This is a genomic window from Aeromonas sp. R2-4, assembly GCF_040908365.1.
GTDB classification, from domain to species: Bacteria; Pseudomonadota; Gammaproteobacteria; order Enterobacterales; family Aeromonadaceae; genus Aeromonas; species Aeromonas veronii.
This window is the reverse complement of the sequence record NZ_JBFODO010000039.1, coordinates 75,050-95,957: the sequence shown is the minus strand read 5'-3', so window position 1 is coordinate 95,957 and position 20,908 is coordinate 75,050. Positions and strand designations below refer to the sequence as shown.

Genomic DNA, 20,908 nt, shown 5'->3' with positions numbered 1-20,908 from the left:
GGCATGGAAATTGAATAACCTGACCCAATAGCCAGTTTGAGGTCAGGTTTATGACAATCCAGCAGCAGGACATGCCACTCCAGTCCCACGAAGTGAGCCAGCTCTATGCCATCTTCAAGGCGCTCCCCACCGGGGTGTTGCTGCTTGACGGGGCTGGGGTGGTCACCCGCGCGAATCCGGCGGCCATCTCCCTGCTGGGGGAGCCGTTGGAAGGGGAGCTCTGGCGCCACATCATTGCCCGCTGCTTCGAGCCGCGCGAGGATGATGGTCACGAGATCTCCCTGCGTGACGGGCGCCGGGTCCAGCTCTCGACCCAACCGCTGCCGGATCAGCCCGGCCAGCTGGTTTTTATCAATGACCTGACCGAAACCCGTAAACTGCAAGACCGCATCAACCACATGAAGCGGCTGTCGGCGCTGGGCAATATGGCGGCCTCGCTCGCCCACCAGATCCGCACGCCGCTCTCCGCTGCCATGCTCTATGCCGCCAATCTGGCCAACCGCACCCTCAAGCCGGAATCTCGCACTCAGTTTCAGCAAAAGCTGATGGCCCGTTTGCAGGATCTGGAGAAGCAGATCAACGACATCCTGCTGTTCGCCCGCAATGGCGACAATCAGGTGGTCACCCCCATCTCGGTACAGGGCTTGCTGGCCGAAGTGCAGGCCGGTGCCGAGGCCTTCTGCCAGCAGCAGGGCTGCGAGCTGCACATGGAGGCGCCAGAGCCCGATCTCTGTCTGCTGGCCAACAGCAGTGCGCTGGCGGGAGCCATCAACAATCTGATTGCCAATGCCCAACAGGCAGGGGCTACCTCGCTGCTGGTCAGCGCGGTGCGCAGTGGCGCCCGTGTGGAGATGCGGGTCATCGATAATGGCAAGGGGATCCCTTCCCATCAGCTCGGTCAGGTATTCGAACCCTTCTTTACCACTCGCTCCCAGGGCACTGGACTCGGGCTGGCGGTGGTGCAATCTGTAGTGCGTGCCCATCAGGGGGAGGTCGGTGTGGCCTCGGTTCCCGGTGAAGGCACCTGCTTTACTCTGTCGTTCCCCCTGCACCAGCAACCGGTGCAGCTTGGAGGTGTAGCATGACACAGGCCAGGATCCTGGTAGTTGAAGATGACAATGGCCTGCGCGAAGCGCTGGTGGATACCCTTTTGCTCGGCGGTTATGAGTGCCGTGAAGCGGACAGCGGCGAGCGGGCTCTGCTGGCCCTCTCCCGTCAGCCGTTTGACATGGTGATCTCCGATATCCAGATGGGGGGGATGGACGGCCTCACCCTGCTGGCTACCATCCGCCAGCAATATCCGCAGATACCTGTGCTGCTGATGACCGCCTACGCCAACATCGACGGCGCGGTGCGCGCCATGCGCGAAGGGGCCATCGACTATCTGGCCAAGCCGTTCTCCCCGGAGGTGCTGCTTAATCAGGTCAGCCGCTATGTGCCCGCCCAGAAGGTGGAAAAGCGCGCTGTGGTCTACGGGGATCCCAAAACTGCCGAGCTGTTCCAGCTGGCGACCCGGGTGGCCAGAAGCGAAGCGACCGTGATGGTGACCGGCCCGAGCGGGACGGGGAAAGAGGTGCTGGCCCGTTACATTCACGATAACTCCAGCCGCGCCGAGCAGCCCTTCGTCGCCATCAACTGCGCCGCCATTCCGGAAAACATGCTGGAGGCGACCCTGTTTGGCTACGAGAAGGGCGCCTTCACCGGTGCGGTGCAGGGGTGCCCGGGCAAGTTCGAGCAGGCGCAGGGGGGCACCCTGCTGCTTGACGAGATCACCGAGATGGATCAGGGGTTGCAAGCCAAATTGCTGCGGGTACTGCAGGAGAAAGAGGTGGAGCGGCTCGGCAGTCGCAAGATGATCCCGCTGGATGTGCGGGTCATCGCCACCAGCAACCGGGATTTGAAAAAAGCGGTGCAGGATGGCCTGTTTCGCGAAGATCTCTACTATCGCCTCAACGTTTTTCCGCTGCGCTGGTCTGCCCTCTGTGAGCGGTCCGGCGACATTCTGCCGCTGGCGGAGCATCTGCTGGCGCTTCATGCCAGTCAGCAGGGGCTGCCGACACCACAGTTGACGGATGCCTCGCGGGAACGGCTGCTGGCTCACCCCTGGCCCGGCAACGTGCGGGAGCTGGACAACGTGGTACAGCGTGCCCTGATCCTCAGCCCCGACGGGGTCATTGATTGTGACCACCTCATTCTGGAGGAGCTGGACGAGCAGGAGATGGAGTTTGTCAGCGTGGAGCGCAGCTATGGTGGCGATCGCCTCGGCAGCGAGCTCAAGCAGCAGGAGCACCAGATCATCCTCGACACCCTGCAAGATTGTAACGGCAGCCGCAAGGCGGTGGCCGACCGACTCGGCATCAGCCCGCGCACTCTGCGCTACAAGCTGGCCCAGATGCGGGAGGCGGGGATCGACCTGCCAGCCTGAGGCATGTGGGAAACCGCACTGTGTGGGGGCTGTCATGGTCTTGACGGCCCGGCTCGATTATCATGGGGTCCTTGGCGCTTTGAGCCTGGGCCCTGTTTTTATTGGTAAAGCAGGGGACCGAGCCTTAATAAGGGACCCCTATGATCTCTCATCGAAAACTCGAAACCGTACTGAACCATCTGCTCGAACCGCACGCTATCAAGGATTACTGCCCCAACGGCTTACAAGTGGAGGGGCGCGAACGTATTCGCAAGGTAGTGACCGGTGTCACTGCCAGTCAGGCGCTGATTGACGCGGCGGTGGCTGCCGAAGCCGATGCCATTCTGGTCCATCACGGCTACTTCTGGAGCGGTGAACCGGCCCAGATCACCGGCATGAAACAGCGCCGCATCAAGACCCTGCTGACCCACGACATCAACCTGTTTGCCTACCACCTGCCGCTGGACGTGCACCCCGAGGTGGGTAACAACGCCCAGCTCGCCAAGCTGCTCGACATCAAGGTGCGTCGCGGTCTGGAGCCTTGGAACAGCAAGAGCGTCGCCATGGTGGGCAAGCTGGAAGAGCCGATGAGCGGCCGCGATTTTGCCAAGCTGATTGCCGAGCGCTTTGGCCGCGAACCACTCTATTGTGGCGACAGCGGCCCCGAGCTTATCCGTTCCGTGGCCTGGTGCACCGGTGGCGGTCAGAGCTACATCAATCTGGCGGCGGAGCAGGGCATCGATGCCTTTATCTCCGGTGAAGCCTCAGAGCAGACCATTCACACCGCTCGCGAGATGGGGATGCACTTCTACGCCGCGGGCCATCACGCCACCGAGCGTTACGGCGTCAAGGCGCTGGGGGAGTGGCTGGCGACCGTGCATGGGTTGGATGTCACCTTTATCGATATCGACAATCCGGTCTAGGGTCGCTTGGCCGCGTAGCGGCGTAATCGGACCTGACCTAAGCCATCGTGTGGTAGATAGAAATGACAAGGGAGGCCTAAGCCTCCCTTGTTGTATCTGACATGCAGTTGTTGGCGATTACTCGCAGGCGTAACCAGCGGGGCCCAGCAGGGCGCCATCCAGTTGCACGGCGCCGTCTACCATTTGCAGCCTGCCTTCGCAGAACCAGCGCACCACCAGCGGGTAGATGCTGTGCTCCTGCGCCTGTACCCGTGCCGCTACCTCGTCCGCCGTGTCCCCTTCAAAGATGGGCACGCGGGCCTGCAGGATCACCGGGCCACCGTCCAGCTCTTCGGTGACGAAGTGGACGCTGGCTCCATGCTCACTATCACCGGCATCGATAGCGCGCTGGTGGGTGTGCAGGCCCTGATACTTGGGCAGCAGGGAGGGGTGGATATTGATCATTCTGCCAGCGAAATGGCGCACCAGATCACCGCTCAATATCCGCATAAACCCGGCCAGCACCACCAGATCCGGCTGATAGTCTGCCATCAGCGCCAGCAGGGCGGCGTCATACTCCTCCCGGCTGGCAAACTGCTGCTGGGCCAGAATGGAGGTCGCCACGCCAGCTTCTTTGGCGCGAACCAGACCATAGGCATCGGCCTTGTTGCTGATGACGCCGACCACCTCACCGGCAATCTTGCCGCTGGCGCAGTGGTCGAGGATCGCCTGCAGGTTGCTGCCGCTGCCGGAGATTAGGACGAGGATCCGCATCATTTGATGACGACCTGCTCCTCACCGTCTGCTGCCTTGGCGATATGACCGATGTGCCATGCGTTCTCGCCTTCTGCCTTGAGCAGGGTCAGCGCTTTCTCCAGCTGGTTGGCGGGCAGGGCGATGATCATGCCGACACCGCAGTTGAAGGTGCGATACATCTCGTGACGGGTGACGTTGCCAGCCTGCTGCAGCCAGCTGAACACCGCCGGCCACTGCCAGCTCTGCTCGTCGATCACCGCTTGAGTGTTGGCAGGCAATACGCGGGGGATGTTCTCCCAGAAGCCACCGCCGGTGATGTGGGAGAGGGCGTGGATCTCGCACTCCTTGATGAGCTTGAGCACAGGTTTCACATAGATGCGAGTCGGCTCCAGCAAGGCATCTGCGAGGGTGCGGTCACCCAGCGGCTGATGCACGTCGGCTTTGGAGACTTCCAGAATTTTACGGATCAGGGAGAAGCCGTTGGAGTGAGGGCCGCTGGCGGCCAGGGCGATCAGGGCATCCCCTTCACCGACCTTGCTGCCGTCGATGATTTCGCTTTTCTCCACCACACCGACGCAGAAACCGGCGATGTCGTAGTCTTCCCCTTCATACATACCCGGCATCTCGGCGGTCTCGCCGCCCACCAGGGCACAGCCTGACTGCTCGCAACCGGTACCGATCCCGGTGACCACCGCGGCTGCGGTGTCCACGTCCAGCTTGCCGGTCGCATAATAGTCGAGGAAGAACAGCGGCTCGGCGCCCTGTACGATCAGGTCATTGACGCACATGGCCACCAGATCGATGCCCACGGTGTCGTGCTTCTTCAGGTCGATGGCCAGCCGCAGCTTGGTGCCCACACCATCGGTACCGGAGACCAGTACCGGCTCCTTGTAGCCCGCAGGGATTTGACACAAGGCCCCAAAGCCGCCAAGACCACCAAGGACTTCAGGACGACGAGTGCGCTTTGACACGCCCTTGATACGTTCAACCAGTGCATTGCCGGCATCGATATCTACGCCAGCATCCTTGTAGCTCAGTGAGGTTTTGTCAGTCACGAGTATTCCCCGTCATGTAAAGAAGTGGAGGGTAAAATTCGGGGCGTATTCTAACAGTGGCGGTGAAAAACCAGAAAGGAAATCGTTTGCGCGTTTTTGCGCGGAAATGCTCTACAAGCGGTGGCTTTTGTTGTATGATTCCGCGATTTTTTTGCGGCAGGTTAGAGGAGATAATAATGAAAGTCGTTGAAGTCAAACACCCCCTGGTCAAACACAAGATCGGTCTGATGCGTGAAGGCGATATCAGCACCAAGCGTTTCCGTGAACTGGCCAAAGAAGTGGGCAGTTTGTTGACCTATGAAGCGACCTCTGACTTCGAAACCGAGAAGGTTATCATCGATGGCTGGAATGGGCCAGTAGAAGTTGACCAGATCAAGGGCAAGAAGGTAACCGTCGTACCTATCCTGCGTGCCGGCCTTGGCATGATGGATGGCGTGCTGGAGCACATGCCGAGTGCCCGCGTCAGCGTGGTCGGTATCTACCGCGATGAAGAGACCCTGCAACCGGTTCCCTATTTCGAGAAGATCGTCAGCAACATCGAAGAGCGTCTGGCGCTGGTCATCGATCCGATGCTGGCCACCGGTGGTTCCATGATCGCCACCATCGATCTGCTGAAGAAGAAAGGCTGCCAATCCATCAAGGTGCTGGTACTGGTTGCCGCGCCGGAAGGGATCAAGGCGCTGGAAGCTGCTCACCCTGACGTAGAGCTCTACTGTGCTTCTGTCGACCAGGGGCTGAACGAGAAAGGCTACATCGTGCCGGGTCTGGGCGATGCAGGCGACAAGATCTTCGGTACCAAATAAGTTTATGCCTTGACCTGCTTCCCATGTGGAAGGGGTGATCGGAGCCGGCGCATCGCCGGCTCTGCTGTTTGTGGCCGCTTGTGCCAGCCTTGCCGCAGGATGCGCCTTGCCGCTACCATAAGCACACTCTCCCATTTCGAGACTCTGTTCATGTTCAAACGTGTTGTGACCGCCCTCTGCTGCGGCTTGTCATTCATGGCCTCGGCCGCTCAGGTGACCGACCTCTATCAGGGCAAGGCCCCGACCAGTGGCGACATGGTGGCCGCTCAAGGGCAGGCACTGGGTCAGGTGCTGATCAAGGTGACCGGCAAGCGCGACATCCTCACCCAACCTGTGGTGGTCAAGGCGCTGGCGGCCCCGGGCGACTATGTCAAAAGCTATGGCTATCAGGATCAGGACTCCGTCAAGTATCTGAAAGCCGAGTTCAAGAGTGACAAGGTCAACAGCCTGGTCTCCGAGAGCCAGTTTGCCCTGCTTGGCCCAGCTCGTCCCCAAATGGCCATCTGGCTGGTGGTGGATCAGGGGGAGCGTCGCTTGCTGGCGGATCAATCCAGCGATGGTTGGGCGCAAGCCTTGCGCGAGCAGGCCCAGACGCTGGGGCTGCCCATCAGCATTCCGCTGATGGATCTCGATGACAACATGGCGGTCAGTGCCACCGACGTCTGGGGACGCTTTGCCGACCCGATTTTGCAGGCAAGCCAGCGCTATGGCGCCGAGATGGTGGTGTTGGGCAAGCTGACACCGGAAGGTGACAAGTGGAGCATCGATTGGGGACTCTACGGCCCCAAAGCAGCCGGTGAAGTGACCGAGCTGACCCGTGGCAATAGCACCGGCACTCAGGCCGAAGTGGCGCAAGGGTTTGCCGATACCCTGGCGGCCTGGCTGGTGAAAAACTACGGTGCCCGCATTTCTGGTCCGGCAACCAGCCAGACCCTGGTGGTAGATGGCCTCTCCGAAGTGGACAGCATGATCGCCGTGCAGAAGATGCTGCAGGGGATGGCCAACGTCAGCAAGGTGGCGATCGGCAAGCTGGAGGGGGACCAGGTCACCTTCAACTTTACCCTGCAAGGGGAGCAGGCCGAGCTGGTACGGGCGCTGCAGCTTGAGAGTCGTTTGCGCAAGGTTGACGATAATGGCAGCGGTTTGCGTTACCAATGGTCGCAGCCCTGATTATATAAGGCTTTTGTAGACCGCCCGGCTTGCCCGGGCGGTTCTCTATCTGCCTTTGCGATGATACACTTAGCCACAAATGTCACAGTCAAAGCCCAACGAGTGAAGCAACCGGCCCAACTGTCTTTAGCCGTACAACTACCGGATGATGAAACCTTCGTCAGTTTTTATCCCGGCAACAATGCTCATCTGATCACCGCCCTCAAGAATGCGGCCATCGGTCAGGGATCGCCTTTCCTCTATTTCTGGGGAGCCAAGGGATCCGGACGCTCTCATCTGCTCCACGCCACCTGTGCCGAGGTCAACGCCCGCGATGCGGCGGCGGCCTATCTCTCCCTCGACCAATTTGAACAGCTCGATCCCAGCATGCTCGATGCCCTCGAAAGCCTGCCGCTGGTCTGTCTCGACAGCATTGAGGCGATCGCCGGCAATGCCTTGTGGGAGCGGGCGCTGTTCGATTTCTACAACCGCTGGCAGGAGAAGGGCGAGGGGACGCTGGTGGTCACCGGCTGCAGCGCACCGCGCAAACTGGGGCTGCAACTGCCGGATCTCGCTTCGCGCCTCGACTGGGGGGTGAGTTTCCATCTCGAAGAGCTGGATGACGAAGGCAAGCTCAGTGCCCTGCAACTGCGTGCCGAGCTGCGGGGCTTCAAACTGCCCATCGATGTGGGCCGCTTCCTGCTCAACCGACTCTCCCGCGATATGCGAACCCTGCTCACCACTCTCAATCAGCTCGACAACGCCTCATTTCGCGCCAAGCGCAAGCTGACCATTCCCTTTGTCAAAGAGATCCTCGAGCTCTGATCCTCTCGGTGGTGTGCGGTTGTGGCCTGACTTTCGTTTGAATGGCAGATAAAAAGAAACCCCGGCTTCAGGCCGGGGTTTTGCTATTTCAAGACAGCTCTGCCTATCAGTGGAACTGATCTTCTTCGGTGGAGCCGGTCAGCGCGGTGACCGAGGATTGGCCACCCTGAATGACGGTGGTCACCTTGTCGAAGTAACCGGTACCAACCTCCTGTTGGTGTGCCACGAAGGTGTAGCCACGGCTGGCGGCGGCAAATTCCGGCTCCTGCACCATCTCGACGTAGTGCTTCATCCCTTCGCCACGGGCGTACTGGTAGGCCAGCTCGTACATGTGGAACCACATGTTGTGGATACCCGCGAGGGTGATGAACTGGTACTTGTAGCCCATATCGGAGAGCTCCTGCTGGAAGCGGGCGATGGTGGCATCGTCCAGATTCTTCTTCCAGTTGAAGCTCGGGGAGCAGTTGTAGGCCAGGATGCGATCCGGGAACTTGGCCTTGATCGCTTCGGCAAATTTACGCGCTTCGTCCAGATCCGGCTTGGCGGTTTCACACCACACCATGTCGGCGTAGGGGGCGTAAGCCAGACCGCGAGCGATGGCCTGATCGATACCGGCACGCACCTTGTAGAACCCTTCGGCAGTGCGCTCGCCAGTCAGGAAGTCTGCATCGTACGGGTCGGCGTCGGTGGTCAACAGGTCAGCGGCGTTGGCGTCGGTACGGGCGATCACCAGGGTGGTGGTGCCGCACACATCGGCTGCCAAACGGGCAGCAACCAGCTTCTGCACCGCTTCCTGAGTCGGTACCAGCACCTTGCCGCCCATATGGCCGCATTTTTTCACCGATGCCAGCTGATCTTCGAAGTGCACGCCAGCGGCGCCCGCTTCAATCATCCCCTTCATCAGTTCGAAGGCGTTAAGCACGCCACCGAAACCGGCTTCCGCATCGGCCACGATCGGCAGGAAGTAGTCGATAAAGCCCTCATCCTGCGGCCCAACCTTGTTAGCCCACTGGATCTGGTCGGCACGGGCGAAGGAGTTGTTGATGCGCTCCACCACGGACGGTACCGAGTTGGCCGGGTAGAGGGACTGATCCGGATACATGGTGGAGGACAAGTTGTTGTCCGCCGCCACCTGCCAGCCGGAGAGGTAGATCGCCTCGATCCCCGCCTTGGCCTGCTGCACTGCCTGACCACCGGTCAGGGCGCCGAGGCAGTTGACATAGCCTTTCTTGGCGTCGCCGTGGATCAGACCCCACAGCTTGTCGGCTCCACGCTGGGCCAGGGTGTGCACCGGCTGCAAGCTGCCGCGCAGGTTCACCACATCTTCGGCGCTGTAGCCGCGCTTGATCCCTTTCCAGCGGGGGTTTTCCGCCCAGTCTTTCTCGATAGCCTGGATCTGTTGCTCACGGGTCAGTGCCATATCAGTTCCCTCTTTCATTGATTTCACGTTTCCATTGACTTGTTATTGGCGAGCCCCGCTGGGGGCCCGTGATTCAGAGCCGCTCGTAACCGGGCAGCGTCAGAAAATCGATCAGGGTATCGGCGCAGGTGATCTCTTCCATCAGCTCGCTTGCCTCGGCAAAGCGTCCTGCCTGCCAGCGCGCAGTACCCACCTCGGCTTTGACCACCTCCAACTCCTCGGCCAGCATCTGGCGGAACAGCTCTTTGGTCACCACCTTGCCATTCGACAGACTCTTGCCGTGGCGGATCCACTGCCAGATGGAGGTGCGGGAGATCTCGGCGGTGGCGGCATCTTCCATCAGACCGTAGATGGGCACGCAGCCGTTGCCGTTGATCCAGGCCTCCAGATATTGCAGGGCGACCCGGATATTTGTTCGCATGCCTGCTTCGGTCCGCTCGCCCTCACAGGGGGCCAGCAGGTCAGCGGCAGTGATGGGGGCATCCTGCTCGCGCAGTACGCCGATCTGGTTCTTGGCGCCAGCCGCAATGGTGGCATTGAACACCGCCATGGCGGTATCAGCTAGGCCAGGGTGGGCGACCCAGGTACCGTCGTGGCCGTTGTTGGCTTCGCGCTCCTTGTCGGCCTTGACCTTGGCGAAGACCTGCTCGTTGGCGGCAGCGTCCTTGGCCGGAATAAAGGCGGCCATGCCACCCATCGCCAGCGCACCGCGCTTGTGACAGGTCTTGATCAGCAGCCGCGAGTAGGCGGAGAGGAACGGCTTGTCCATGGTCACCACCTGACGATCAGGCAGTACCCGATCCGGATGGTTCTTCAAGGTTTTGATATAGCTGAAGATGTAGTCCCAGCGACCGCAGTTCAGCGCAACGATGTGATCCTTCATCTGATAGAGCAGCTCATCCATCTCGAATACGGCTGGCAGGGTTTCAATCAGCACGGTGGCCTTAATGGTGCCACGGGGCAGACCGAACTTGTCCTCGGTCCAGGCGAATACTTCGCTCCACCAACGCCCTTCCAGATGGCTCTGCAACTTGGGCACGTAGAAGTAGGGGCCGGAGCCTTTGGCCAGCAGCGCCTGATAGTTGTGCAGGAAGTAGAGAGCAAAATCGAACAGGCCGCCGGGAATGGGCTCGCCATCGAAGGTGACATGTTTTTCTGGCAGGTGCAGACCGCGCACCCGGCAGATGAGCACCGCCGGATCGGCGTTCAGGGTATAAGCCTTTCCTTCCGGATTGGTGTAAGAGATGGTGCCGTTGACCGCATCGCGCAGGTTGATTTGGCCCTCGATCACCTTATTCCAGGCGGGAGCCAGTGAATCCTCGAAATCCGCCATGAACACCTTGACGTTGGCGTTGAGGGCGTTGATCACCATCTTGCGCTCGACTGGGCCGGTGATCTCCACACGGCGGTCTTGCAGGTCGGCAGGAATGCCGCGAATGGTCCAGTCACCTTCACGGATGTGGGCGGTTTCCGGCAGGAAGTCCGGCAGCTCGCCGCCATCGATACGGGCCTGGCGTGCCACACGTTGTTTCAGCAATTCCCCTCTTTGGGGAGCAAAACGTTCCACCAGTTCGGAGACCAGAGCCACCGCGTCCGGCGTCAGAATTTGCGCGTATTCGGGTAGCATCTCGCCCTGGATGCGAAGGCGGGCGCTGCAGTGGGTCTGAGCCGGTGCCGACATAAGGTTCACTCCTTTGAGAATTACATTTTGAACTTACTAACTACGACTAAAGTCGAATCCCTGTTCCTGAAACGTTCCCGCAACAACGGGATAACACGATTGATAAGGTGCGAAATATTGTTGAATACGTCAACAGTTTTTTTAAACGTCTGTTTTTTCGATATAGTTAAGTTGATGTTTTTTATTGTTTTATTGAATTGGAATAAAAGCTCTACGCAGATTGTTATGCTCCTGCTTTTTCCCATCGGACAACGGCTAATTTGGGCCGTTACCCTGCCCCTCATTTTGTAACTTATTACGTAATAAAATTACAAATGCAAAAACAAATCCCGACCTAACTCCAGGCTTTGCCAAAACAGCCGTATAAAGCGCGTTTGAATGTGGCAATGAATGTTTTGCTAATGCTAGACCTGATTGGTGAACGTGCGTTTTAAACTTGGCGTGGTGATGCAGGCTCTGTTGGCACCAGCGGTTGCAGCGATGGAAAGTGAAGTGCAATAACGTAGGTTTGTATCAGTTATCGGGGGGAATGCCGGGGAGGAAAGGGGGAGATACATCAGTCAATAATACTGCCATCCTTGATAGAACTAGCAGTTTGTCTTTTTTTTGCAGATTTCTCGCCAAGGGCCTGAAACGGAGAGCGTTGAACAGGCGATGTGCTGGTGATGAGCGGCCATCTGGCCGGGCTCAATAGTCATCATCCGGTTCGGCCAGATCGATCACATCCAGCTGAATGACCTGTTCATTTTCGCTTTCGGTGTGGCAAGGGGTGTCGTGAGGAACGGAATAAAGCGTAATGGCGGGTGCGAAATCGGTGTTCTGGTTCATGCCTGGTCCTGTGTTGCACGCAAGCCGGACAGTGATCCCTTCACTCGTGTTTCCACCTCCCTGTGTTGTCTACCGGCGGAAAGTTGCGCATCTTAATGAGTTCGGCAAAAAGATTCAAGTGGTTCTGAGTGTTTTTTGTTCTTGGTAGGTTGGCGTTGTCAGGAGGATAAATCGGAGGCAAAAAAATAGCCCAGTCGTTTGACTGGGCTATTCTCGGGGAAAATGGTCGGTGTGAGAGGATTCGAACCTCCGACCCTCTACACCCCATGCAGATGCGCTACCTGGCTGCGCTACACACCGACGGAGTCAGACTCGGCTGACGGGGAGGAAGTCTAATAGCATGGCCAAACGGGTGCAACTCCTTTTTTATCATAGAGATGCCGATTGCTTCTTTATTGCTCAGTCTGGATGCGGCTTGGGTCTGACGTGCAGATTTGGCATAATCGCCGCCCTGTCATCGCGAGCTATCATGCCTGCTATCTATGGAATTATCTGACAGTTATGGATAGCTGGAATGCAAACAGCACAATTGAACAATATAAAGAGGGGATGGGCGTGAAACCATCAGAGGTCCCAGAAATACCGAGTCAGACCGAGCAGGACGAACAGTGGATGCGCCATGCCATGGCATTGGCCGCCCGGGCCGAAGGGATTGGCGAGATCCCGGTCGGTGCCGTACTGGTGCTGGATGGTCAGATGGTGGGAGAGGGGTGGAACCGCTCCATCAGCGAACACGATGCCTGTGCCCATGCCGAGGTGATGGCAATCCGGGCGGCGGGCAAGCAGCTGGCGAACTACCGCCTGCTCGACACCACTCTTTATGTGACGCTGGAGCCCTGCTGTATGTGTGCCGGTGCGCTGATCCATAGCCGGGTCAAGCGGGTGGTTTACGGCGCCCGAGATCTCAAGACCGGTGCCGCGGGGTCGGTGTTCGAGATCTTGCAGGACCCGCGCCACAATCACAGCGTCGAGCTGACCGGCGGTGTGCTGGCCGATGCCTGCTCGGCCCAGTTGTCGGCCTTCTTCAAGCGCCGTCGCGCCGAGAAAAAGGCGGCCAAACTGGCGCTGCAACAATCAAACGATACCCTTTCCTGAATCATTCGGGGGCAGTGCAGGCTGCCCTTGCTGATTACCATCATAAATATCCCTTTATAAACAATATATTGCGTTCACCTACCTTCGAAAGAGTCCCCGCTCATTTTTCCCCTAACAACCTCGGTTAAAGCGCTCTCGATGTAACAAAACTGTCATGCAACCGCCATATAATGCCGCGAAGCCTAGCTTACATTGAGGTCTTGCATGTCATCGGAATCGTTAAACCTGGTCATGGCGGGCAGTAGAAAACGCCGGATCAAGGATAAATTGGCCAAATATGGCGTCACCACAGGCGGAGCCCTGGTACTGGTGGCGCTGCTGCTTATCTTCTTTTATCTGCTCTATGTGGTGAAACCCATCTTCAATGGCGCCTCCATGGAGCCGACCGCCTCGTTTACCCTGCCTGCCGCAGGGAAGACCGCCTGGCTCGGCGTGGAAGAGCAGAACGAGATCGGCTATCGCTTCAGCGATAAAGGGCAGGTCAACTTCTTTGCGGTGCAGGGAGATGACAAGATCAAGGTCGGCCAGTCACTGGGTCAGGCCCAGGTTGCTGGTGACATCACCACGGTAGCGACCCCGGCACCGGGCCAGCGGCTGATCGCTTACGGCTTTGCCGATGGCAAGGCGCAGGTCGTCCAGCCAGCATTCAAGGTCTCCTATCCCAACGATGTGCGGGTGATTGAGCCCAGCCTGCAATATCCCTTCGGCGAAGAGCCGGTGGTGATCGACCCGCAAGGGAAGGCGCTGCAACTGATGGTGTTCGAAGCCACCAAGGACAAGATGGCGACCGCCGCCGTGACCGAAGATGGTCGTGGTGTGATGACGGTGATGAGCGGTGAGGAGAACTTCATCTCCGGGGAGATTGAGTGGAGCAGTGAAAACTACACGATTCCCTCCCTGCCGCGCCATGTGGATCAGATGTTGCTGACCCCCAATCTGCGGATCCTGTTCGTGCGCGAGGGCAATCGCCTCTCCGTCTATGACATTCATAACCTGAGCGAAATCTCCCTGCGCAACGTGTTGGAGATCAATGCCCCCAACGCCAATGTGACCCGGGTTCAGCTGCTCTCCGGCGCCTCTTCACTGCTGGTGGGTAATGACAACGGCGTGATTTCCCAGTGGTTCGAAGTGGCGAAGGATGGCAAACGCCAGTTCACCCAAATTCGTGACTTCAAGGGCGATGGCGCGGTAGATCTGCTGACTCCCGAGCACTTTCGCAAAGGCTTCATCAGTGCCGACAAGGATGGCATCATCAGCTTCTTCCACGCCACCGGCGAGACCAAGCTGCTGACCGAGACGGTGGAAGGGGGCGAACTCTCTGCCCTGGCCATCTCCCCCCGTCACAACCTGTTGCTGATGCAGCAAGGGAATACCTTCAAGCTCTTCTCGGTGGAGAACGAACACCCCGAAGTGACCTGGTCTGCCCTCTGGCAACAGGTGTGGTACGAAGGATATCCGGAGCCCCAGTATGTGTGGCAATCCACCTCCGCCAGCAACGATTTTGAAGCCAAGCTGAGTTTGGTGCCGCTGGTATTCGGTACTCTGAAAGCCTCTTTCTACGCCATGGTGTTTGCTGTGCCGCTCGGTGTGGCTGGTGCCATCTATACCGCCTACTTCATGTCGGCGGGGCTGCGCAAATACGTCAAGCCGACGGTCGAGATCATGGCGGCGCTGCCGACCGTTATCCTGGGCTTCCTGGCGGGTCTGTGGCTGGCGCCGATCATCGAGGGGGCGCTGCCCGGGGTGATCCTGCTGCTGGTATTGCTGCCGATGGGGATGCTGCTGACTGCACTGCTCTGGAACTATCTGCCGGAGCGCGGCAAGTCCTGGCTGCCGGAGGGGTGGCACGCCATCCTGCTGATCCCGGTGCTGCTGCTGATTGGCTGGGGTGCCTTCGCCCTGAGCCCGCTCATCGAGAATGCTTTTATGCACGGCGATTCGCGCATCTGGCTGACTCACGAAATGGGCATCAAGTTTGACCAGCGCAACTCGCTGGTGGTCGGTATCGCCATGGGCTTTGCGGTCATCCCCACCATCTTCTCCATCGCTGAAGATGCGGTCTTCTCGGTGCCCAAGCATCTGACCCAGGGCTCGCTGGCACTGGGTGCTACCCCGTGGCAGACCCTGAGCCGGGTGGTGATCCTCACTGCCAGCCCGGGCATCTTCTCTGCGGTGATGATGGGTCTTGGCCGCGCCGTGGGCGAGACCATGATCGTGCTGATGGCTACCGGCAACACCCCCATCATGGACTTCTCCATGTTCCAGGGGCTGCGCACCCTCGCCGCCAACATCGCGGTGGAGATGCCGGAATCGGAAGTGGGCAGCTCCCACTATCGGGTACTGTTCCTCGCGGCCTTCGTCCTGTTTGTATTCACCTTTTTGTTCAACACCCTGGCCGAGTTTGTCCGTCAGCGGTTGCGTGAAAAATACAGCTCGATGTAAGGGGCGACTCTGTAATGGACAAGGAATCGACAATGGGTAAGTGGTTTAAATCAGGGGCCCCCTGGATCTGGATGACCGGCGGTGCCGTCAGCCTGAGTCTGGTGGCGGTACTGGGTCTGCTGCTGCTGATCGGCTGGCGTGGTCTGGTCTACTTCTGGCCGCACCCCATCTATGAGTGGCAGCTTGAAGATGCCAGTGGCAACAAGAGCGTACTGATCGGCGAGATCAACGATCGCGAGCAGGTTCCGGTGGAGCGACTGCGCGCTGCAGGTCTGCCACTGGAAGGGGAAGAGCGCGAGCTGCTGACTCGCTATCTGGTCAAGACCGGCAACCGTGAGTTCGTTGACCTCGATTTTCGCTGGGTGCTGGAGACGGACATCAAGTCCCAGAGCCAGCCAGCCGAGCTGGCCATGGTTGAGCGTGCCACCAACGGTAACTTCTATGGCTATATCGTCGGGGTGAAAGAGGATGGCCGCGAGCTCACCTCTGATCTGCATCCTGCCTTGCAGCGGGTGCTGGCGCGAGCCAATGCCCTTTCAGAACAGGCCAACGATCTGCAAAAAGGGGACATCGGCAGCATCAACTATCAACTGGAGCGGCTGCGCCTGAAAGAGCGCAAGGCCGAGCTGGATGACAAGCTGACCGATCAGCTCAAAGCCGAACTGGCCAGCGAGCGTCAGGCCCTCAACGATCGTTATCAGGTGCTGGAAAAAGAGCTCTTCTCCCTGCGCAGTCAGGCCGATCGCGACGCCATCACCGTCAAGGATATGCGTGGCGAGCTGGTGACCATGCCGATGTCCAAGGTACTGGACGTGGTATGGCCCAACGACATGAGCCTGCTGGCCAAGGTGGGTCACTGGTTCCACCAGATCGGCAAGTTCGTCTCTGACGATCCCCGTGAAGCTAACACCGAGGGCGGGGTGTTCCCGGCCATTTTCGGCACTGTGTTCATGGTGTTCCTGATGGCGATCATCGTGACCCCGCTGGGGGTGGTGGCGGCAGTCTACCTGCACGAATACGCAGGCAAGAACAGCCTGACCAAGATCATCCGCATTGCGGTGATCAACCTGGCGGGCGTGCCCTCCATCGTCTACGGCGTGTTTGGTCTGGGCTTCTTCGTCTACACGCTCGGTGGTTCGCTGGATCAGCTGTTCTACCCGGAAGCGCTGCCGAGCCCCACCTTTGGTTCACCCGGCGTGATCTGGTCGGCGCTGACCCTGGCTATCCTGACCCTGCCGGTGGTGATTGTCTCCACCGAAGAGGGGCTGGCACGGATCCCGAGCACCATCCGTCAGGGCTCGCTGGCACTGGGCGCGACCCAGGCCGAGACCCTGTGGCGCATTGTGCTGCCGATGGCGAGCCCGGCCATCATGACCGGCCTTATTCTGGCGATTGCCCGTGCAGCCGGTGAAGTAGCGCCGCTGATGCTGGTGGGGGTGGTAAAACTGGCACCGACCCTGCCGATGGATGGCAACTTCCCGTATCTGCATGTGGAGCGCAAGTTCATGCACCTGGGCTTCCACATATATGACGTCGGCTTCCAGAGCCCCAACGTCGAGGCGGCCCGCCCGCTGGTCTACGCCACCTCCTTCCTGCTGGTGACGGTGATCGTGGGTCTGAACCTGACCGCTATCGGCATTCGTAACCACTTGCGCGAGAAATTCCGGTCGCTGGAGCATTAATCCGGCGCCGCTTGAGTGATACAAGAGTGAGATAACAGAGGGGCGGCCGAGCGCGAGCCGCCATCTCTCTGCACCAATACGTGAGGGGCGCCGGCAGCAGTCCGGCCACTCCAGATTGATTTTGAGGTAACAGATGATCAACGTAACGACCACGTCTACCCAGCACACCGCGCTGGACCTGCTCAACCTGACCCCGGAGCAGACCGCGCTGGAGGTGAAGGATCTCAACCTGTACTACGGCAGCAAGCAGGCGCTGTTCAACGTCAACATGAAGATCCCCAAAGGGCAGGTGACTGCCTTTATCGGCCCGTCAGGCTGTGGCAAATCGACCCTGCTGCGCTGCATCAACCGGATGAACGATCTGGTGGAGATCTGCCGCATCGAGGGGGAAATCCAACTGCACGGCCACAACATCTATGACAAGAGCGTTGATGTGTCTGCCCTGCGCCGTCAGGTGGGCATGGTGTTCCAGCGCCCGAACCCGTTCCCCAAGTCCATCTACGAGAACGTGGTCTATGGTCTGCGCCTGCAGGGGATCAACGATCGTCGCACTCTGGATGAAGCGGCCGAGCGCTCCCTGCGCGGTGCGGCCCTATGGGACGAGGTGAAGGATCGTCTGCACGACAACGCCTTCGGTCTCTCCGGTGGTCAGCAGCAGCGTTTGGTGATTGCCCGTGCCATTGCCATCGAGCCGGAAGTGTTGCTGCTCGATGAACCGACCTCGGCACTCGACCCCATCTCCACCCTCACCATCGAGGAGCTGATCAACGAGCTCAAGAGCCAGTTCACCGTGGTGATCGTGACCCACAACATGCAACAGGCTGCGCGAGTGTCGGATCAGACCGCCTTCATGTATATGGGCGAGCTTATCGAGTACTCGGATACCAACACCATTTTCACCACCCCGGCCAAGAAAAAGACCGAAGATTACATTACCGGTCGTTACGGCTAAGGAGAGGAGAGGATGAATCTCAGCAAACAGATTGGCAGTCGGTTCAACGGCTAAGGCATAATCGGAGCAATCAAGGATTATTTGTATGGACAATATGAACCTCAATAAACACATCTCCGGTCAGTTCAATGCCGAGCTAGAGAGCGTGCGCAACCAGGTGCTGGTGATGGGCGGTCTGGTGGAGCAGCAGCTCACCGACGCCATCGCGGCGATCCACGATCAGGATCTCGATGCAGCGCGCAAGATCGTGGCCAACGACCACAAGGTCAACGCGATGGAAGTGGCGATCGACGAGGAGTGCACCCGCATCATCGCCAAGCGTCAGCCGACAGCCTCCGACCTGCGACTGGTGATGGCCATCATCAAGACCATCACCGATCTGGAGCGCATTGGCGACGTGGCCGACAAGATCGCCCGCATGCTGACCGACAACGCCAACAAGCCGCAGCCGCCGCTGGTGTCGCTGGAGAACATGGGCCGTCGCACCATCAAGATGCTGCACGATGTGCTCGACGCCTTCGCCCGCATGGATCTGGACGCGGCGCTGGCGGTCTACAAGGAAGATGACAAGGTAGACCGCGAGTACGAGTCCATCATCCGCGAGCTGATGACTTACATGATGGAAGATCCCCGCACCATCCCCCAGGTCCTCAACGTGCTTTGGGCGGCGCGGGCCATTGAGCGGGTCGGCGATCGTTGCCAGCACATCTGCGAGTACATCGTCTACTACGTGAAAGGCAAGGATGTGCGCCATACCAAGGCGGATGATCTGGGCACCTTGCTGGGCAAGGGCTAACCGGAAGTGAATAAAAAGGCGCGTGAAGCGCCTTTTTTGTTGCATAACTGGTCGGAGTAAGATAAAGCCCCCAACTGGCTGTTTTCTGATAGAATACTCCCCCTGTGTGAGTCCCGGATGGGCTCACGGTCCGGTCTCCCGGGCCCAGTTTGCCGTCTTGTGCTAAGGCGGGTGTAGCAATAGGTTAATCATGAGTTTTGCCGATAGTTTGTTCTTTTTAATGCTGCTGGTTGGCGGCAGTGTGTTCTTCTCCCTCTCCGAGATCTCTCTCGCCGCGTCTCGCAAAATCAAATTGCAGGTGATGGCGGATGAAGGTAATCGCCAGGCCGAAAAGGTGCTGGCCCTGCAGGCCCAACCGGGAAACTTTTTCACCGTGGTGCAGATTGGCCTCAATACCGTCGCCATTCTGGGCGGTATCCTGGGTGAGTCTGCCCTCAACCCCGCCATCAAGGGGATTGTCTCCCAGTTCTACCAGGGCCCCTGGCTTGGCGAGATCAGCTCCGGTGCCTCCTTCGTGTTCGTCACCGGCATGTTTATCCTGATCGCCGATCTGATGCCCAAGCGTCTGGCCATGACCATGCCCGAGCAGATTGCCGTGGTGGTGGTGCGCCCCATGCTCTTCTTCGTCACCGTGTTGATGCCGCTGGTGTGGGTCTTCAACGGATTGGCGAACTCCCTGTTCCGTCTGATGCGCGTCTCCACGGTGCGTAACGACGAGATCACCTCCGACGATATCTATGCGGTGATGGATGCCGGTGCCGAGGCGGGGGTTATCCAGCGCGAGGAGCATCAGCTCATCGAGAACGTATTCGAGTTGCAGTCCCTTGGTGTCACCTCTGCCATGACGGCCCGCGAGAGCCTGATCTATTTCACCCTGCAAGAGAGTGAAGAGAGCATCAAGGCGAAGATCGCCGAACATCCCCACAACAAGTTTCTGGTCTGTGACCACAACCTCGACAGCATCAAGGGCTTTGTCGATGCAAAAGAGCTGCTGATCCGCGTTATCGGCGGCCAGAGCATCGACCTGATCGGTGGCAACCTGGTGCAGAACGTCATCATCATCCCCGATACCCTGAACCTCTATGAGGCGATGGAGTACTTCAAGAATCATCGTGGCGACTTTGCCGTGGTGATGAACGAGTACGCGTTGGTGGTGGGGATTGTCACCATGAACGACCTGATGAGTACCGTCATGGGCGAGTGGGCCACCCACGTGGTGGAAGAGCAGATCGTCCAGCGCGACGAGAACTCCTGGCTGGTGGACGGGGTCACCCCCATCTCCGACGTGATGCGCGCCTTCGATATCGAAGAGTTCCCGGAGAACCAGAACTACGAGACCATCGCCGGCTTTATCATGTATATGCTGCGCAAGATTCCCAAGCGCACTGACTCGGTCAAATACGCCGGTTACAAGTTCGAAGTGGTGGATATCGACAGTTACAAGATTGATCAGCTGCTGGTTACCCGGGTCGAACCGGCTGTGGCCGAGAAGCCTGCTCAGGAATCGTAAAAGGAGCGACATAAGAGTCATGAAGATGCAGTCTCATTCCCGTGCGCTGGCCTGTGTCGCGCTCGCCCTGGCACTGGGTGCCTGTAGCCAGAGTGCGCCGCGCAAAGCCACAGTGGCAGCCAAGCCGGTTGCCCCCAAGCCTGCCGTGGTGGTGCCGCAGCCGGATCCCGATGCGGTGGTGCAAAGCGGCATGGCCGAGCCGAGCCCGGTCTTTGATGAGCAGTATCACGGCCCGGATCAGGGGTCGCTGGAGTCGGTGACCGCCCTGTTTGCCCGTGGCTACATCGAGTCCGCCATGCGCGAGACCATGCTGGCGGCGGTGCACAACGACTATCCGCTGCTCGGCATGCGGGATGTGCGGTTGACCGATCCGGTCTCCAAATTCCTCACCTCCGAGCATGCGGCCACCACGGCCCATGACTACCTCTATGCAGGCGTGCAGCGTCGCCTCGGTCGTCCGCTCAGCCCTGCCCAGTGGGAGCAGATCTGGCGCGGCTTGCCGCAGCAGGGTCGGGTTTCCGACTGGGTCAAACAGATCAAGCGAGTACTGGCCGGGCGTTAAACTGCCAGCGGATTAAGCTTGTGATGAGGCCACCTTCGGGTGGCCT

At 59.0% G+C, this 20,908-nt stretch carries 18 protein-coding genes and 1 tRNA gene; 13 read left to right on the top strand and 6 right to left on the bottom strand.

The features are described from left to right. The first annotated feature begins 50 nt into the window (after positions 1-50). From AB5Z05_RS15210 to AB5Z05_RS15200, 3 genes are all read left to right on the top strand, one after another. A complete protein-coding gene (locus AB5Z05_RS15210) occupies positions 51-1,085 on the top strand; it encodes a PAS domain-containing sensor histidine kinase (RefSeq protein ID WP_005334126.1) in 1,035 nt (344 codons plus the stop codon). After that, positions 1,082-2,425, top strand: coding sequence for a sigma-54 dependent transcriptional regulator (locus AB5Z05_RS15205; RefSeq protein ID WP_139441527.1), 1,344 nt, complete (start codon positions 1,082-1,084; stop codon positions 2,423-2,425). Before AB5Z05_RS15210 ends, AB5Z05_RS15205 begins: the two co-directional genes overlap by 4 nt. Before the next feature lie 140 nt (positions 2,426-2,565). Then, complete coding sequence (locus AB5Z05_RS15200) at positions 2,566-3,327, top strand: Nif3-like dinuclear metal center hexameric protein (RefSeq protein WP_127006786.1); 762 nt, start codon at positions 2,566-2,568, stop codon at positions 3,325-3,327. Between the two features lie 117 nt (positions 3,328-3,444). Here AB5Z05_RS15200 and purN read toward each other — a convergent pair whose 3' ends face one another. Further along, entirely contained in the window at positions 3,445-4,083 is a 639-nt protein-coding gene (purN, locus tag AB5Z05_RS15195) for a phosphoribosylglycinamide formyltransferase (RefSeq protein ID WP_005350686.1), read from the bottom strand. Then, positions 4,080-5,117: a phosphoribosylformylglycinamidine cyclo-ligase gene (gene purM, locus AB5Z05_RS15190; protein ID WP_005359536.1), complete on the bottom strand. Its 1,038-nt coding sequence runs from the start codon at positions 5,115-5,117 to the stop codon at positions 4,080-4,082. The genes purN and purM overlap by 4 nt, the downstream gene beginning before the upstream one ends. Positions 5,118-5,293: 176 nt before the next feature. On the opposite strand from purM, the gene upp reads away from it, so the two are divergent. From upp to hda, 3 genes are all read left to right on the top strand, one after another. Continuing rightward, positions 5,294-5,920 carry a uracil phosphoribosyltransferase gene (upp, locus tag AB5Z05_RS15185; RefSeq protein ID WP_005334115.1) on the top strand — a complete coding sequence of 209 codons (627 nt, stop codon included), beginning with the start codon at positions 5,294-5,296 and terminating at the stop codon, positions 5,918-5,920. A gap of 150 nt (positions 5,921-6,070) precedes the next feature. Next, positions 6,071-7,090, top strand: coding sequence for a DUF2066 domain-containing protein (locus tag AB5Z05_RS15180; protein WP_040066189.1), 1,020 nt, complete (start codon positions 6,071-6,073; stop codon positions 7,088-7,090). Positions 7,091-7,192: 102 nt separating this feature from the next. After that, the gene (hda, locus tag AB5Z05_RS15175) at positions 7,193-7,894 is read left to right on the top strand and encodes a DnaA inactivator Hda (RefSeq protein WP_368152095.1); all 702 of its coding nucleotides are present in this window, start codon (positions 7,193-7,195) and stop codon (positions 7,892-7,894) included. 106 nt (positions 7,895-8,000) lie between these two features. Here the strand turns inward: hda and aceA are convergent, their stop codons facing one another. From aceA to AB5Z05_RS15155, 4 genes are all read right to left on the bottom strand, one after another. Then, positions 8,001-9,314 carry an isocitrate lyase gene (aceA, locus tag AB5Z05_RS15170; RefSeq protein ID WP_005344572.1) on the bottom strand — a complete coding sequence of 438 codons (1,314 nt, stop codon included), beginning with the start codon at positions 9,312-9,314 and terminating at the stop codon, positions 8,001-8,003. 73 nt (positions 9,315-9,387) lie between these two features. Then, positions 9,388-10,995, bottom strand: a complete 1,608-nt coding sequence (aceB, locus tag AB5Z05_RS15165) for a malate synthase A (RefSeq protein ID WP_368152094.1) — start codon at positions 10,993-10,995, stop codon at positions 9,388-9,390. 687 nt (positions 10,996-11,682) lie between these two features. Beyond that, complete coding sequence (locus tag AB5Z05_RS15160) at positions 11,683-11,823, bottom strand: hypothetical protein (RefSeq protein WP_005334106.1); 141 nt, start codon at positions 11,821-11,823, stop codon at positions 11,683-11,685. Between the two features lie 223 nt (positions 11,824-12,046). Next, positions 12,047-12,123: transfer RNA gene (locus AB5Z05_RS15155), tRNA-Pro, on the bottom strand. A 255-nt stretch (positions 12,124-12,378) separates the two neighbouring features. Between AB5Z05_RS15155 and tadA the strand changes: the two genes are divergently transcribed. The 7 genes from tadA (at position 12,379) to AB5Z05_RS15120 (ending at position 20,862) form a co-directional block, all read left to right on the top strand. Beyond that, complete coding sequence (gene tadA, locus AB5Z05_RS15150) at positions 12,379-12,918, top strand: tRNA adenosine(34) deaminase TadA (protein ID WP_265775909.1); 540 nt, start codon at positions 12,379-12,381, stop codon at positions 12,916-12,918. A 204-nt stretch (positions 12,919-13,122) separates the two neighbouring features. Then, positions 13,123-15,360 (top strand): ABC transporter permease subunit, encoded by a 2,238-nt coding sequence (locus AB5Z05_RS15145; RefSeq protein WP_368152093.1) that lies wholly within the window; start codon positions 13,123-13,125, stop codon positions 15,358-15,360. Between the two features lie 32 nt (positions 15,361-15,392). Further along, on the top strand, positions 15,393-17,042 hold the full coding sequence (gene pstA, locus AB5Z05_RS15140; RefSeq protein WP_019446688.1) for a phosphate ABC transporter permease PstA: 1,650 nt from the start codon (positions 15,393-15,395) through the stop codon (positions 17,040-17,042). Positions 17,043-17,175: 133 nt separating this feature from the next. Then, entirely contained in the window at positions 17,176-17,994 is an 819-nt protein-coding gene (gene pstB, locus AB5Z05_RS15135; protein ID WP_005334102.1) for a phosphate ABC transporter ATP-binding protein PstB, read from the top strand. Positions 17,995-18,079: 85 nt separating this feature from the next. Continuing rightward, on the top strand, positions 18,080-18,790 hold the full coding sequence (gene phoU / locus AB5Z05_RS15130; protein WP_005334097.1) for a phosphate signaling complex protein PhoU: 711 nt from the start codon (positions 18,080-18,082) through the stop codon (positions 18,788-18,790). 190 nt (positions 18,791-18,980) lie between these two features. Further along, positions 18,981-20,300, top strand: coding sequence for a hemolysin family protein (locus AB5Z05_RS15125; RefSeq protein WP_005334094.1), 1,320 nt, complete (start codon positions 18,981-18,983; stop codon positions 20,298-20,300). Positions 20,301-20,319: 19 nt separating this feature from the next. Then, positions 20,320-20,862, top strand: coding sequence for a hypothetical protein (locus AB5Z05_RS15120; protein ID WP_069555291.1), 543 nt, complete (start codon positions 20,320-20,322; stop codon positions 20,860-20,862). Positions 20,863-20,908 lie beyond the last annotated feature (46 nt).

Coding starts and splice junctions, on each gene's coding strand:
- AB5Z05_RS15210 (WP_005334126.1), top strand. CDS start 51: ATGACAATCCAGCAGCAGGACATGCCACTCCAGTCCCACGAAGTGAGC.
- AB5Z05_RS15205 (WP_139441527.1), top strand. CDS start 1,082: ATGACACAGGCCAGGATCCTGGTAGTTGAAGATGACAATGGCCTGCGC.
- AB5Z05_RS15200 (WP_127006786.1), top strand. CDS start 2,566: ATGATCTCTCATCGAAAACTCGAAACCGTACTGAACCATCTGCTCGAA.
- purN (WP_005350686.1), bottom strand. CDS start 4,083: ATGATGCGGATCCTCGTCCTAATCTCCGGCAGCGGCAGCAACCTGCAG.
- upp (WP_005334115.1), top strand. CDS start 5,294: ATGAAAGTCGTTGAAGTCAAACACCCCCTGGTCAAACACAAGATCGGT.
- AB5Z05_RS15180 (WP_040066189.1), top strand. CDS start 6,071: ATGTTCAAACGTGTTGTGACCGCCCTCTGCTGCGGCTTGTCATTCATG.
- aceA (WP_005344572.1), bottom strand. CDS start 9,314: ATGGCACTGACCCGTGAGCAACAGATCCAGGCTATCGAGAAAGACTGG.
- aceB (WP_368152094.1), bottom strand. CDS start 10,995: ATGTCGGCACCGGCTCAGACCCACTGCAGCGCCCGCCTTCGCATCCAG.
- AB5Z05_RS15160 (WP_005334106.1), bottom strand. CDS start 11,823: ATGAACCAGAACACCGATTTCGCACCCGCCATTACGCTTTATTCCGTT.
- AB5Z05_RS15145 (WP_368152093.1), top strand. CDS start 13,123: ATGTCATCGGAATCGTTAAACCTGGTCATGGCGGGCAGTAGAAAACGC.
- pstA (WP_019446688.1), top strand. CDS start 15,393: ATGGGTAAGTGGTTTAAATCAGGGGCCCCCTGGATCTGGATGACCGGC.
- pstB (WP_005334102.1), top strand. CDS start 17,176: ATGATCAACGTAACGACCACGTCTACCCAGCACACCGCGCTGGACCTG.
- phoU (WP_005334097.1), top strand. CDS start 18,080: ATGGACAATATGAACCTCAATAAACACATCTCCGGTCAGTTCAATGCC.
- AB5Z05_RS15125 (WP_005334094.1), top strand. CDS start 18,981: ATGAGTTTTGCCGATAGTTTGTTCTTTTTAATGCTGCTGGTTGGCGGC.
- AB5Z05_RS15120 (WP_069555291.1), top strand. CDS start 20,320: ATGAAGATGCAGTCTCATTCCCGTGCGCTGGCCTGTGTCGCGCTCGCC.